Raw genomic sequence first — 14,466 nt, forward strand, 5'->3', positions numbered from 1 at the left:
ATCTTCATCTAGGAACTCTGATGGCTGGTCGATAGGTTGAGCGTGTCGATGTGCTGTTTGGCCTCGAAGACGTAGACCGGTTGTTGCCGAATACATCGGGTCTGATTGCGGGCACATAGCCGGCTGTGGTTGCAACCTTTCTGAGCCCCATCTTCCTTGCGGCAGTGATTATGAAGGCGGCCGCTGCGGCTTCACCGATCGACAGAGAAGTCACGCGTGCCTCGAGCGCATCTATCGTTGCTACCTTCTCAAAAGGCGATGAAAGCTCTGATATCTTCTGTTCGATTTGCTGATACGCCTCGGCCATGCTGATATCGAGCGCCTTCTCGGTCAAGCTTTTCAGATCTGGTCTTCCCAAACTATCAGGGTCGAATATGCGTGGATTGGGCCTTTTTAGCTCATCTATCAGGTCTTCCAGACGTTGTGCCTCTGGGGAGCGTTCTATTTCAGGAAGCCCCAGCCTATTCGGCAATTTCCCAGACCTCAGGAATTCCTCCATGTAGAGTTCGAAGTCGTTTGCTTTTAGCGCTTGTTCAAGCGCATTCGTTGAAGGACGCGCCAAGAGACGGGCCTTGCCCAACTCGACAAGCTTGGTGTTCCATTGCCCGGCGAACTTGGCTTCGGCCAGTTTCCTGAGCTGTGCGAGCCTGAGCGTCACATCCTTCTCGGCCTGACGTTCCAAGGTTTCGTGCCAAGTGCGGGTGCGTTCCAGAACCGTCTTTTCGGCATCCATTTGTTGGGCAACACGCTTTGCCTCTTCTTTCAAAGGCCCGGCCAAACGGACCGATAATTTTGAGCGAAGAGCAGCTACGCGATTCTGAATCCATGCATTTGCGCTTTCGGACTTGCCTTGCAGTACATTGAGCGGCAATCGAAGGGTCTCCCAATTGCGTTCTGTAGCCAGGTCTCGTGCAATGCTGGAAACTGCATCGATCAGCAGCGCGGATAGCGGCAGTTCCGCGGCTACAGACTCAAGAACTGTCAAGCGGGTTGGATCAAGGCTTGCCTCTGCAGATGTCTCAACCAATGCCCGGTAGAGGTACTCCGAAGGTTGCAGTGAAGGCGTCGGGATACTTTCCAGGGACTTTCGACTAAGCGGTCTGGTAGTCGCTTCCCCTTTCATGGAAGCGTTCAAGGTGTTGGCGGCCTCATATCTCAGGATATCGATCTCTGCATTTGTTGTTTCGGCAAGGGAACGATCCCTACCGCGCAAATCTATCCGAATTTTGCTTTCATTGTTTGACTGGGTTTGCACAATGACCGGATTGCGCAAAACGCGCTTTCGATCAGACACGTCGTTTGAGTGTTTTTGTCCAAGAGTGCGCTTAGATCGGTCTTCGCTCTCCTGCTCTCTTACCCACTCCAATACAGTATCCTGACTGCGTGCTTGTGGGGGCGGGACTAAATCAATCAGTTTTCTGATCTCAATGAATGGTTGCCTTGGCCCACCCGGCCGTTTTGACCACCGGCGAGGTTGTGGATGGCTTGGCGAAATCTCGTCCAATTCTTCATTGATCTCGGCCAAAAGTGCTATCCGAACCGCAATTTCCTCCAAAGCTTCATGTGCTTCGACGAGACCCTGGTCTGCGCGGGCAATTTCGGCTTTGGCGATATCGCTAAGGGGCGCCGCTTGCGTCCCAAGGAAGGTAAAGCTGGCGAGAACAAGAAGAATGATCTTTGCTTGCGAAAGTCGGCGCCGATATGTCCCGATGGCCTTTGCGATCTTCACAATAAAACTGTTGTTTGCGCTTCCCTCGGTGGCTGTCGTACCCGCAATAATCTGGCACAGCGTCATCGAAAAAAGCATTACGAAAACAGCAACGTAAACCCAAACACTTAGGGCAAATGATACGGCATATGCGTTCCATCTATCCAGCATGGCTTCAATTTCGATGATCTTTTGAATGCGTGTTTGAGAACTCGAAACGTAGGAGCTGATAGTCCAGTGAATGGCGACCAAGACTGCCAATGCAAGACTCACCGCCCCGAACAAAGAGGCCAGTTCATCCAGTACGATTTGTTTGTATCGCCCAGTTTTCGTGTCGATGTTGTTCGGCCAAAATCTGGCAAAACACCAGCAACCAACAAAAATCAGCAGAAAAAGAATCAGTGACATATACAAATCCTATACAAACAACCGGCAGGTGTCCTGTGACCGCGTTTCAGCGGCACTGGGCGGCTGGTGACTAAGCCAACGTCAAAGAAGGTAGCTGCTTCAATTTTGAAGCTTTGTCGATTGGGAAAACTAAGTTTACGGAACGGCCCGATCCGGAGGTTAAACTACCACTCAAGATGCTGCAGCGCAGCCCGTCATTGCTGCCGCTCGGCGCGGGGCGCACGCATGTCTAAGGAACACCCGCGACTTCAGGTCTTGTAACAAAAGTCGACGACTTCTGAAAATGCGGCTTCCTCACCTGACAAACGCGCTTCCAGTTCATCCAGCTGTTCTACGCTAGGCAATTGTTCGTTCGCTTTAACTCTCACGTCATATTGGGCGCTGAAATGCTTCCCAACTCGTGTAAGTTCCAAGCCCAACTGTTTCAGAATGTCGTCTCTGAGTATGAGTTGGTTACGACGAAATCGAATAAGTCGATGGCAATCGAAGAAATCTGAACGCTTAGACCCATCATGCTTTCGACCGTTCCATCCTGTTGCTCGCGTTGCTCGGTACAACGCAAGATCTTGAGCATTTCGCCAAACGCTAAAGTCGAAGTGGTTAGTCGGATTAGGATTTTCGTGTGTCGCCTGCGGATGCAGGTTGATTGTTCCGTGTTGATGTTTGTCCAGCACCGCCAACGTTTTGTTTTGCCTAAACAACATCTTGCGCAGCACTTTTGGCATTTTGAAGCGGAGGAGCTTGCGCCTATCGAGAAAACGGATTTCTCGCGACTTTTCTTCATCATCGCGGTCCCAGTGTCGTTCAGTACGGCGCGGCAACCACTGGAATGTTAGGCCGAATACCGTCGAAACACCACTAGGCCCAAATGAACTAATGTGAACATCGTCGGATTCCGGGTCCTCTCCAAGATGATAGAATGCTTTGCCAGCCCAGATAAGTGAGTTGGCAATTTCTTCTGTCCACTCGCGAATGGTCTCATCGAGGTTATGCGGTCCATATTGTGTGTGAACGTTTGCGAAAAGTCGCTCGGTCAAGCCTTCGTTGTTGGTGGTAAGTTGGAAGAGATCTCCTCCATTGCGGTTGGAATAATGAAAAATCATGGAAAAGTCTTCGTCAAACATTCGCCGATTGAAATCAGGCCCTTCCCTTTCGTTCCCAACGAAAATGCGATCAAGGAACCCGGTCTGCGCGTGGCTATTATGAAAATGAACTAGCGGTTTTGATCTAGTGAACTTCATCTAGGACCTCTTCATCTTCTTGCTCGAGGCGGCGAACAAGGCTGGCGATCTGATGCTCTACTTCGAAATCGGAATCGTCCAGGTCTGGCATGATGTGCTGAGCGAAGAAGAGATGTGACGCGTCCGCGTGCGTGTCTAAAAACGAACGTACTGTGTTGTTCGGATGTGGCTTCCCACAGCTCATCCCCATTCGACTTCCAAAACCATCTTGCCGCGCCATTCCTTCAAACAAGATTTTCCAGCTCGTACGGATCAGCCCACGAGGAGACGCACTCATACTGAAGGTACGAGGGTTGGAGATCAGCACCATTCTTCGGAGGTATAGCTGCTTGTCTTCGGCACGCGCTATCCACTCATCAAACTTAGCCAACGCGCCGTTGGCCAACGCATCATTCTCGAAATACGCGCCATAGAGAATAGCAAATCCCAAGACCGAGGTTAGGTCATTGATCACGGTGGAAATGAGATGAAGCCGAAATTCGTCGTTAATCTCCAGCGACGGATCAACAAACCTATGGTCCGCCGCCAAGAACGCGAGCGTCATGAACATTAGCAAAACCTTGTTCAATTTTGCTTCGTCATTCTGCTGAAGCGCATTGATACAAGCTTCAGCGAGTTCGAAGTAGATCTGGCCGAAGTGATCCGGTAGCTCTTCGCTTCCGGGCGGTTCAAAAATGTGTGCCACTGTCGCGCCGTCCGCAAGCGCAGCCAAAGCCTCTTCGTGTGCTGCCTCGATCTTCTTGACCAACTCACTAGGATCGGACTTAGGAAGCGAATATTGCTCTTCCTTATGGTGTTCAAACGCCTGGTAACGTTCCGCCAATGCAGCTATTTGGTCGAACCAACGTGGGAGTTTCCAGTGGCTATGCAGGCTTCCTAGAACGACCTGTGTTGCCGCCTCCGTCATTTTCAACTTCTTCAAAGCGGCGACGAAGTCTGGGATCATTTCGTGATGGAACTCACAGATTTGAGGCAAAATTTTCTCATAGTGTTGAAGCAGTTTCTGCACCGCCAACTGTTGAACATACTTGGGCTGGGAAAGACGCCGTCCTTCGACCGCGATTTCGAAATCAATTCGTTCGACTATGAACGCCAGATCCACTTGCAGAAATGCTGGAAGCTTGTGGAGCGCATCTTCACTCCAGTCATCTGCATCAAAGAAGCTTTTCAACTCCTTCTCAAAGGTGATCATCCGGCGAAGAGTCTCTAAACAGAGATTGCTGCCAAGAGCGGCCCATGTATCTGCAAGACCAATGCTTGTCATGTCCGCCAGCTTCTCGTCCCCCTCGACCGGTGCAGACAAAGCCGCCTCGATCAGAGACTTGAATTTCTTGAGCTCCCGCATGCCAAGGTGGAACTGAAATTGATCTGCGTAGGCAGATGCGCGTACGGCAAAACGGCCAAGCAAACGTAAGGCAAGATCGTAATCACGCACGATGAAAGCGGCCTCAACGTGGTCCGCCAGTTTCTCTACAATTTCGTTCTCCAACCACTCATGGTTGGTTTTTTCTTCGACCAACATTTGCTGGCTACTGGTTTGGAGTGCCATTGATGTTGCACTATCATCCGCGAAAAACCACTGCTTGTGGTGGCTTTTCCGTGGAAACCAATAGCTATCGCCATCAATTCTGTGCTTCTGGCCGAGGTAGTGCAAAAGCAGACTGGTGTAGTCGCTGGTCAGAGCTGGCAGATTGTCTTGAAGGCTTTGTCTGTCAGCCTTTACGCGATCATCAATATACGAAAGCTGTTCCAGCGATGTTCGAGCAGACATCGAATGATGATTTGCCAGAGATCGCGACTTTTTGGGGTTTGCTGCACCTTCGATGTGACGTGCGATATCAGGAAGTATTTCGCTGTGAACAAGTAAGTTGAGATCAAAGAAATTGAATAGCCGCTGCCCAAGTGGGAACAGCGCCATTGCACTTAGTAAGGTTAAAATTGTCCCAGCAATGTAGACAAATAACCCTGGCTGAAATCCAACCATAGGCAAGGTCGTTGCCGCCAAGCAGAACATCGCGGCCAACACAAGCACACGAGCATATACACTACCCACCTGCTCATTGGTGAGCATATAAATGATGTCGCGCCGTAGCTTGGTGTACCCCGCACTTAGAATGATTCCGATCGTTGCAAAATAGATCGAGAATATCGCGGTCAGTATCTGCGCATAAAGCCTAAGCTGTTCGATGTTGAAGTCTCTGTCATCCGAACTCAATGGGCGCAACCAAGTTCGACTGTTGCGGACGAAATCCTCAGTCGCTATCAATGCACCCAGAGCCAAAACCACCCAAAACAGGCTTTTGGCACCAATCCAAGCGAACGCCCCCAAGATACGGGTGTTGGCCGTCGTCTTGGAAATATTCACGCTTCGTTTGTAGGCGAAGCGCTCAATGAAGAAACTGAGCTTTCCAAACCTAGTCCGTAGCTTCCAGTACCACGGCTTCGAACCAGCCCAAATCTTAAATCGGTCTATCAAATTTACCCGCCTCTTGCCTCCTAAACACAACATATAGTTGTTGGATCGTCGAATTACGATAGGTCCTGTGCGATTGACTGCTTCAACATTAGTTAAGTTAAGCTACTCAGCGTGCAGTAGCGCGCAAGACTGACAGATTGAACGGACTGACTTCTTCATCGCTGCGCTTGCTTGCTTGCTTGCTTCGATGTCCGCTTTGATTACGATTTGGCCAAAGGATGCTGTTGCAGCGAATGACTGTTTTCCGCCCCTTGAGCAATAACCCCTGAGCCGCCTAGTTGCCGGACCGGTCAGGCACTCCAAAAACGCTCGAAAATCAGTCAATGGCCATAGTTAGTGACCCGAATGACCAAAAACTTGACCAAAATGGTCAAACATCACGAGTCGTCACAATAAGGTGTTATTGGTGAGCCCGTCCGGGTTCGAACCGGAGACCTACTGATTAAAAGTCAGTTGCTCTACCAACTGAGCTACAGGCCCACTAAGCGGCTTACTTAGAAAGGAGCAGTGGCAGGGTCAAGTCCTTATTGAGCATTTTTGCAACGTCGCACTGGATAGTTTCAACACATCAGCTTATACGGCCCGAATGTGCGCCAAGGATCATATCGGTTTGCCTTTCATGAAAATGCATGGGCTTGGAAATGACTTTGTCGTTCTGGATGCGCGTTCGGAAAGAATAGTTGTCACACCGTCACTGGCGCAGGCTTTGAGTGATCGACATCGCGGTGTTGGCTTCGATCAGATGGCTGTTATGGCGCAGGTCGAAGACGATCTGCATCTCACTTTCTACAATGCGGATGGTTCTTTTTCGGCAGCTTGTGGGAATGCAACGCGCTGCATTGCACGGCATGTCATGCAGGAGACAGGGCAGACCGCCTTGCGACTGAACACTGCACGCGGAGTTTTGCAGGCACGCGATGCTGGTGACGGCGCAACTTCTGTCAATATGGGGCATCCGCAGGTTGGCTGGAATGACATACCGCTGAGCGATGAAATGGACACGCTGGCCCTGCCCATAGAAGGGGCACCGGTCGCAACCGGGATGGGTAATCCGCATTGCACCTTCTTTGTCGACGACGTGATGGCGATTGATTTGACAGCATTTGGATCGGCACATGAACATCACCCACTCTTCCCTGAACGTACGAATGTTCAGGTGGCACAAGTCATTGAACCGGACCGTATTCGAATGCGCGTCTGGGAACGTGGCGTCGGTATCACGTTGGCTTCGGGTTCATCGAGCTGCGCCACCGCCGTTGCAGCTGCGCGGCTTGGGCTCACAGGCCGTACTGTTCAGATCGATCTCGACGGGGGTACCCTTCTTGTTGATTGGTGCGAGGACGGTGTTTGGATGACCGGGCCAACGGCGCATGTATTCTCGGGTACGCTGACACAAGATTTCCTGGACGGTTTGACATGAGTGTACCTGTCTTCTCCACAATGGGGTGCCGCCTGAACGCCTATGAAACCGAAGCCATGAAAGAGCTTGCGGCTTCAGCGGGATTGGAAAACGCAGTAGTGGTAAACACCTGCGCAGTCACTGCCGAAGCGGTGCGCAAGGCACGTCAGGATGTTCGCAGACTACGGCGTGCAAATCCTGATGCGCGGCTTATTGTGACTGGCTGTGCGGCGCAGACAGAACCTGAAACTTTTGCCAATATGGTCGAAGTTGATGCGGTCATTGGCAATACTGAAAAGATGACGAGGGGGACTTGGCGAGGACTGGCGGCTGATTTCATCGGCACGACGGAAAGAGTGCAGGTCGACGACATCATGTCCGTGACTGAAACAGCAGGCCACCTAATTGATGGGTTTGGCACCCGCAGCCGGGCCTATGTACAAGTCCAGAACGGCTGCGATCACCGTTGCACCTTTTGTATCATTCCATTTGGCCGCGGAAATTCCCGTTCGGTTCCGGCCGGTGTCGTGGTGGACCAGATCAAACGCCTGGTCGATACCGGATACAACGAGGTTGTGCTGACAGGCGTGGATTTGACCAGTTGGGGGGCGGACCTGCCCGCCGCGCCCAGACTCGGCGATCTCGTCATGCGCATCCTCAGACTTGTTCCGGATCTACCCAGATTGCGGATCAGTTCGATTGACAGCATTGAAGTTGATGACAATCTGATGTTGGCCATCGCCACGGAACCACGGCTGATGCCGCACCTGCATTTATCTCTTCAACATGGCGATGACATGATCTTGAAGCGGATGAAACGGCGGCATCTGCGCGATGACGCCATTGCATTTACACAAGAGACACGCAAACACCGCCCGCAAATGACATTTGGCGCTGACATTATCGCAGGTTTTCCGACTGAAACCGACGCAATGTTTGAAAATGCATTGAATTTGGTGACGGAATGCGACCTGACGTGGTTGCATGTGTTTCCGTATTCAGCGCGGGCGGGGACGCCCGCCGCCCGCATGCCGCCCGTAGACGGAAAATTGATCAAGGAACGGGCGAAACAACTGCGCGCGGCTGGCGCAGCGCAGGTCCTGAGACATCTAAAGCAACAAGTGGGGCAACAGCATCAAGTTTTGATGGAGAACCCCTTTATGGGGCGAACAGAACAGTTTTGCGAAGTCCGCTTCGAGCAACCCCAACGCGAAGGGGACATCGTTTCAGCTGTCATCAAAGGTCAAGCCGATGGCGTTCTATTGGTTTGATGCTGTGAAAAGCATTTAATATCAGCGTCCCAAGAGAGGCGGATTGGGCGGATGACCGCCCCATCCAGTCTGAGCCTCAGAGATATTGACGGGAAACCATTGTGATTTCTGTGTCGCACCACATCCTCTACGTATCGTTGTCCTTGTTGGAAAGCGTTATTCTCTGGAAGAACGGGGACTTGAAAGGTTTCCCGCATACTATTTTAGGCGGCTTCAGAAACCGAGAAGATGAGCCAAACGGGTGTTCAGATCCCTTTGGACCTTTGAAATAGCCGTTTCAATTGTAACCCTGTCATCGACAAGTTACTCTTACTGTCAAGCTTGATGGCCGCAACCGGAAGAGGGTAAGATGGAAACCGTAACACTGCCAAAGACCGGATTTTTGGCGCATGCTTCCAAAAATCTATCAAACCTCATGGCCTCGGTGGCAACTGAGGTAAAGCTCACCGAAGGCGAAGTGCTCTTCGAGCAGGGCGACAATGGTGACACACTCTATGCGATCATTTCTGGGTCGCTGGAGTTCAGCGTTTTGTCACGCGAAGGGCGTAAGCTGTCATTGGACGTCATGCGACCGGGCGCGCTCTTCGGGGAAATCGCTCTTTTTGACCCTGGAACCCGAACTGCGACTGTCACCGCGCTGGAACCGACGCGCCTGCGCGGTGTGAAAAACGCGGACATGTTGCGTGCCATTCGGGCAGCGCCAGATCTTGGCATCGACATGATTCAGCTGGCGGGTGAGCGTATGCGCTGGATGAGCAGCCAACTGAACGAGCAAGTGTTTTTGCCGATGCCGGCCCGGTTGGCGCGGAAGATCCTGTATTTGACGATAGATGGGTCAAAACAGTTATCGACCCTGACCCTTTCGCAAGCGGAACTGGCCGAATTTGTTGGCGCAACCCGCGAAGCTGTATCAAAGACACTCGCGCTCTGGAAACGTGCAGGGGTTATCGAAGCCACGCGTGGCGGCGTCCAGGTTATCGATCGGGAAGCGTTACAAGTGATGGCAGATTTACATCAGATTTAGAAGCGGCCTGTGAACAGCTTCACAGACCATGATTCGATTTTGCGTCATGTTGGGTGCATTCAAGGACACGCCGTCCAAACCTGACATCTCCAGTATTTTCTGGAAAAGACACGCAGAAAGCGCATCATTATGACTCGCGACAAGATACACGACGTCGACCGTTCGAAGACCTCTCAACCTACGTCCAAAGTAAGAGCCGTTATTGCTTGGCTCATTGAGGCTGATCGCGAATTTCGGGTCACCCAATCTCTGGTCGATAAAACACACAACCGGTTTTGAGGTCAGGCAAGTGGTTAATTACGCAAAACTCAGAATTCGGATCGGTTCCTTTGTGACGGAGGCCAGATTGGGATCCGTGCGTCAAAAAGAATGCGCGGCACCTGAAGCCAAATCACCAACCAATGTGATCCAGTTCACATACCGCGATTCGTTATTCATATAGTGTTAACTTATTAGTAGTGACCAATAACAAGTGACTGCCTTTTATTTTGAGGCAAACGATCTGGTAGAAGCAATTTTTACGGCAGGGTATAAAAAAGTTCACGGCAAAAGACGCTTTAGCTGCCAATTAACCGTGAGCCTATGGACCACCCTTTTCACACTCTCCCCAGGGTCTGTCATTAGCCTTCGTGACTGAGGCGCAGACAGAAAACCCCCCGCGCTGATGCACGGGGGGTTTTTTCAACTGTCGAAAACTAAAAAGATCAGCTGGTTTCTTTGCCTTTTACGGGTGCCCAGAGGCGTTTGTTCGTCAGATACAGCAGAACAGACAACAATGTCAGGAACACCACGCCAACAAAACCGGCTTGCTTGCGCGCCATCATCTTGGGTTCAGCGGTCCACATCAGGAAAGCCGAAACGTCCTCGGATATATGGTGCAGGTCATTTGCGTGACCATCTGCAAAATCCACGTCTTCCCCGTAAAGTGGCGGGGCCATCGAAATCCACCCGCCCGGGAATGCTGTGTTTTCGTAGAGCGTCACGCCCGCTTCTTCTTTTTCTTCACCTGTATATCCGGTGAGCAAAGACGCAATGTACTCCGGACCGCCGATGCCCTTGAAGAACTGGTTGATCCCCAATCCGTAAGGTCCATGGAACCCGGCCCGGGCTTTTGCCATCAAGCTCAGATCTGGTGCATTTTCGAGCCCAGACTCGGGGAAATGATCGGCCGGACGTGCCGTACGAAAATCGTCAAGTTCCGCGTCAAATACTTCAAAGTTCTCAGCATATGCGCGGATCTGATCCTCTGGCATGGCGGGGCCGCCCTCTTCGGACAACGACCGTATGGGCACGAACTTGAGACCGTGACAAGCAGAGCATACTTCAGTGTAAACCTGCAGACCGCGCTGCAGTTGGTTCTGATCGTACTTCCCGAATGGACCCTCGAACGAGAAGTCAAAGTCCTCGATGTGCGTGTCGTAGGCACCCGCTGCCAGACCCGCCGTGGCCAACCCGAAAGCCGCCACAGCACTAAGTGTGATTGTTCTGAACATAATCATTGGTCCTTTATTCAGCAGGCGTGGCGTCGGAAGTCTTGGGGTAATGCGACGTAAAGTCTTCTTCGATCGTTTCCGGTTGCGCTACTGGTTTCTCGAAAACTCCGAGAAGCGGCAAGACGACGAGGAAATACGCAAACCAATACGTCGACGCTATCAACGAAATTGTATTGTACGGTTCTTCGGCCGGTCGCGCACCAACCCACATCAACACAAAGAAATCGACGACCAATAGTGCAAACCACCACTTAAACATCGGACGGTAACGGCCAGAACGGACCGACGAAGTGTCCAGCCAGGGCGCCAGCGCCATCACAACGATCGCACCAAACATCGCCAAAACCCCAAAGAACTTGGCATCGATGATACCGGCGGTCACGAATGACGCAATTTGAACAACCCACACTTCGTCCGTGAAGGCGCGTAAAATCGCGTAGAACGGAAGGAAATACCATTCGGGTACGATGTGCGCCGGCGTTACGAGAGAGTTCGCTTCGATGTAGTTATCCGGGTGACCGAGATAGTTGGGCATAAATCCAACGACCGCAAAGAAAACAGCGAGGATCACGGCCAATGCAAACAGGTCTTTTATCACGAAATAGGGCCAGAATGGCAGGGTATCTTTTTCTGCCTCTTCCTTGGATGTGCGCCGCACTTCCACGCCTGTCGGGTTGTTGTTCCCGGTTGTGTGGAATGCCCAGATGTGCACGACTACGAGCCCTAAAATCACGAAGGGCAGCAGATAGTGCAGTGAAAAGAAACGGTTCAGCGTGGCGTTATCGACCGCCGGACCACCCTGCAGCCACGTCAAAAGCGTATCCCCAATGAAAGGAATGGCGCCAAACAATCCAGTGATCACTGTCGCACCCCAGAAGGACATTTGCCCCCAAGGCAACACATAGCCCATGAACGCGGTGCCCATCATCATTAGATAAATGAGCATTCCAATAATCCATGTGATCTCACGCGGCGCTTTGTATGAACCGTAATAAAGGCCACGGAAAATATGCGCATAGACGGCGACAAAGAAAAGAGACGCGCCGTTTTGGTGCAGGTATCGCAGCATATAGCCACCGTTCACGTTGCGCATGATGTGCTCGACAGACGCAAAAGCATGATCGACATGCGGCGTATAGTGCATTGCAAGTACAATGCCGGTGACAATTTGCAACACCAGTACAAAGGTCAGGACGATCCCCCAAATCCACATCCAATTCAGGTTCTTCGGAGTTGGGATCATCAAGGTGTCATACATCAAGCCAACGATGGGAAGACGGCGGTGTAGCCATTTTTCGCCATTGGTTGCCGGCTCGTAATGGTCGTGAGGAATTCCAGCCATAAGGTTTCTCCCTTAACCGAGTTGGATCGTGGACTCGTCCACAAAAACTGCTGTTGGTACGGGCAAGTTACGCGGGGCAGGCCCCCTGCGAATACGCCCGGACGTATCATAGTGTGACCCGTGGCACGGGCAGAACCAACCACCGAAGTCACCGGAGTTACCAAGAGGAACACATCCGAGGTGCGTACAAACGCCCATCATGACCAGCCATTCGCCAGTTTCATCCAACGAACGGTTCTCGTCAGATGCATCAGCATCCGCGCTGATATTCGCATTTTCCGCATTCTGATCTGGCAAATCGCTCATTTCCACATCACGTGCGGCAGAGATCTCTTCTTCTGTGCGGCGACGAATGAAAACCGGTTTCCCAAGCCATTTGACAGTCAACTGCGTGCCGGGTTCAATGCCGCTTATGTCCACGCGGATGGACGAAAGTGCGCGCACGTCGGCGGACGGGTTCATTTGGTTTACCAGCGGCCAAACGGCTGCGCCGGTAACGACGACCCCTGCGCCGCCGGTTGCATAATAAAGGAAATCCCTCCGGGTGCCTTCGTGATCTTCTGCGTGGGACACGGGTTTACTCCATTTTCAGGGCCGGTGATCGGCGAAAAAGATGTCTAGGCCACGCAAAGCGCAACCGAACTCTCTGCGGTATGTAGCGCCGTGCTGGCGCGCAGTCCAGTGAACAAACACGCGCAAACCGTCGCAGGCACACCAAGAATCAGCGTTTTCTATGCCTATGTTCCGTCTAAACCGTTAACCCCAGTCTTTTTTATGCCACTGGTGGTTTCGTCGCCTGCATGGAGGGGCGCGAATCAAACGCGCTATGCCACTTCGCCAGCGCGTCGTTTCCTGCACGCCAATTGCGCGCGCCATGACGCAAATCCACGTAGGAAAGCGCACAAGCCACAGAAACATGGCCCATATCCACGGGGCCAGACAAATGGCTGATCCAGCGGGCATTCAACACTGACAGGGCGCGCTCAATCTTGCTCCATTGCGCCTCGATCCACGGACCATATTGCATGTCTTCGGGGCGCAACCGGGCCTCGTAGGCCATAGAAACAGCGCAATCCATGATCCCGTCACCCGTTGCCTCAAGCGTCAGCGTTTCCCATCGTGAGGAGCCGCTTGGGTACATTTTTCCACCGTGCAAATCGTTCAGAAACGCCGTGATGACCCGACTGTCATAGAGGGTCGTACCGTTGTCGCGCACCAAAGCTGGCAGCTTTGCCAGAGGGTTGCTGGCAACAAGCGCGGGATCGGAGTCAAAGGCGGTCGTTGTGACGCCAACCAATTCAACCTCCTCGGCTTTTTCAAGCTCATGCAGCAAAACGACAACTTTACGCACGAAAGGCGAGGCAGGCGAATGAAACAGTTTCATCGTGATTTCCTTTTACGATTCGTCTCGAACCTAGCAGAGCCAGCCGCCCTGTCTATTGTGCGCTCCGCATCAGGGCGGCCAATACGGCAAGGTCCGTGCCCTGACCACAGGCCTCGACATGATCTGCCGCGCGCAGACGTACATCATCCGGCTTGTTCTGGTTGAGCTTCCAGGTTCCATCGATGCCGCTGACCGCCATTCGGCAGGGCACGATCGAACGCATCATTTTTTCCATGACGCCTTCCGACATTTTGGGTGTGGTCCAAGGAGGCTTGGGCAAGAGGCGTTCTTCAAAGAATGCGGTTTGGCGATCCAACACGTCGCGCAACTCTTCTTGTGGACGCAATTCCAGCGTTCCGGTCAAGTGAACCGCAACATAGTTCCAGGTTGGCACCTGATCGATCACGCCGTACCAGTCAGGGGACACATACCAGTCAGGGGACACATAACTGTCCGGACCAGACACAGCGATCCGTGCTGGCAGGGATACTTCTTTCAGCGCCCGCGCAATTGGATTGGATCGCAACAGATGCAACCAAAGTGTTTCGCCGTCCTCGTCCAATAGAAATGGTATATGAGACATCCACGGCGCATCGGACCCGCTCACGGCCAAAACCCCAAATGCCCGCTCCCGCGCATAGGCAAGATTTGTGGCATCTTCTTGTGTGTGGAAAACCGGGTTGGGATGCATCGTTTTGACCTTGAAATATGTCGCATTTC

The 14,466-nt window shown here is 52.2% G+C and carries 11 protein-coding genes and 1 tRNA gene; 3 read left to right on the forward strand and 9 right to left on the reverse strand.

Features of this window, described 5'->3' with window-relative positions; all coding sequences use genetic code 11:
* Positions 1–4: 4 nt before the first annotated feature.
* The 4 genes from R8G34_11205 to R8G34_11220 form a co-directional block, all read right to left on the reverse strand.
* Positions 5–2,116 (reverse strand): hypothetical protein, encoded by a 2,112-nt coding sequence (locus R8G34_11205; GenBank protein ID MDW3223436.1) that lies wholly within the window; start codon positions 2,114–2,116, stop codon positions 5–7.
* A gap of 248 nt (positions 2,117–2,364) precedes the next feature.
* Complete coding sequence (locus tag R8G34_11210; protein ID MDW3223437.1) at positions 2,365–3,240, reverse strand: hypothetical protein; 876 nt, start codon at positions 3,238–3,240, stop codon at positions 2,365–2,367.
* Positions 3,241–3,343: 103 nt separating this feature from the next.
* Complete coding sequence (locus R8G34_11215) at positions 3,344–5,833, reverse strand: hypothetical protein (GenBank protein ID MDW3223438.1); 2,490 nt, start codon at positions 5,831–5,833, stop codon at positions 3,344–3,346.
* Positions 5,834–6,237: 404 nt separating this feature from the next.
* Positions 6,238–6,313, reverse strand: a tRNA-Lys gene (locus R8G34_11220).
* 106 nt (positions 6,314–6,419) lie between these two features.
* On the opposite strand from R8G34_11220, the gene dapF reads away from it, so the two are divergent.
* The 3 genes from dapF (at position 6,420) to R8G34_11235 (ending at position 9,527) form a co-directional block, all read left to right on the forward strand.
* Positions 6,420–7,253: a diaminopimelate epimerase gene (dapF, locus tag R8G34_11225; protein MDW3223439.1), complete on the forward strand. Its 834-nt coding sequence runs from the start codon at positions 6,420–6,422 to the stop codon at positions 7,251–7,253.
* Positions 7,250–8,503: a tRNA (N(6)-L-threonylcarbamoyladenosine(37)-C(2))-methylthiotransferase MtaB gene (mtaB, locus tag R8G34_11230; protein MDW3223440.1), complete on the forward strand. Its 1,254-nt coding sequence runs from the start codon at positions 7,250–7,252 to the stop codon at positions 8,501–8,503. The genes dapF and mtaB overlap by 4 nt, the downstream gene beginning before the upstream one ends.
* Positions 8,504–8,852: 349 nt before the next feature.
* Positions 8,853–9,527, forward strand: a complete 675-nt coding sequence (locus R8G34_11235) for a Crp/Fnr family transcriptional regulator (GenBank protein ID MDW3223441.1) — start codon at positions 8,853–8,855, stop codon at positions 9,525–9,527.
* Between the two features lie 704 nt (positions 9,528–10,231).
* Here the strand turns inward: R8G34_11235 and R8G34_11240 are convergent.
* The 5 genes from R8G34_11240 to R8G34_11260 form a co-directional block, all read right to left on the reverse strand.
* Complete coding sequence (locus tag R8G34_11240; protein ID MDW3223442.1) at positions 10,232–11,020, reverse strand: cytochrome c1; 789 nt, start codon at positions 11,018–11,020, stop codon at positions 10,232–10,234.
* A gap of 13 nt (positions 11,021–11,033) precedes the next feature.
* Complete coding sequence (gene petB / locus R8G34_11245; protein MDW3223443.1) at positions 11,034–12,362, reverse strand: cytochrome b; 1,329 nt, start codon at positions 12,360–12,362, stop codon at positions 11,034–11,036.
* Positions 12,363–12,374: 12 nt separating this feature from the next.
* A complete protein-coding gene (petA, locus tag R8G34_11250) occupies positions 12,375–12,935 on the reverse strand; it encodes a ubiquinol-cytochrome c reductase iron-sulfur subunit (protein MDW3223444.1) in 561 nt (186 codons plus the stop codon).
* A gap of 199 nt (positions 12,936–13,134) precedes the next feature.
* The gene (locus R8G34_11255) at positions 13,135–13,746 is read right to left on the reverse strand and encodes a glutathione S-transferase (GenBank protein MDW3223445.1); all 612 of its coding nucleotides are present in this window, start codon (positions 13,744–13,746) and stop codon (positions 13,135–13,137) included.
* A 52-nt stretch (positions 13,747–13,798) separates the two neighbouring features.
* Entirely contained in the window at positions 13,799–14,437 is a 639-nt protein-coding gene (locus R8G34_11260; protein MDW3223446.1) for an FMN-binding negative transcriptional regulator, read from the reverse strand.
* Positions 14,438–14,466: the final 29 nt, after the last annotated feature.

It is taken from the genome of Paracoccaceae bacterium, from assembly GCA_033344815.1.
Taxonomy (GTDB): Bacteria; Pseudomonadota; Alphaproteobacteria; order Rhodobacterales; family Rhodobacteraceae; genus Roseobacter.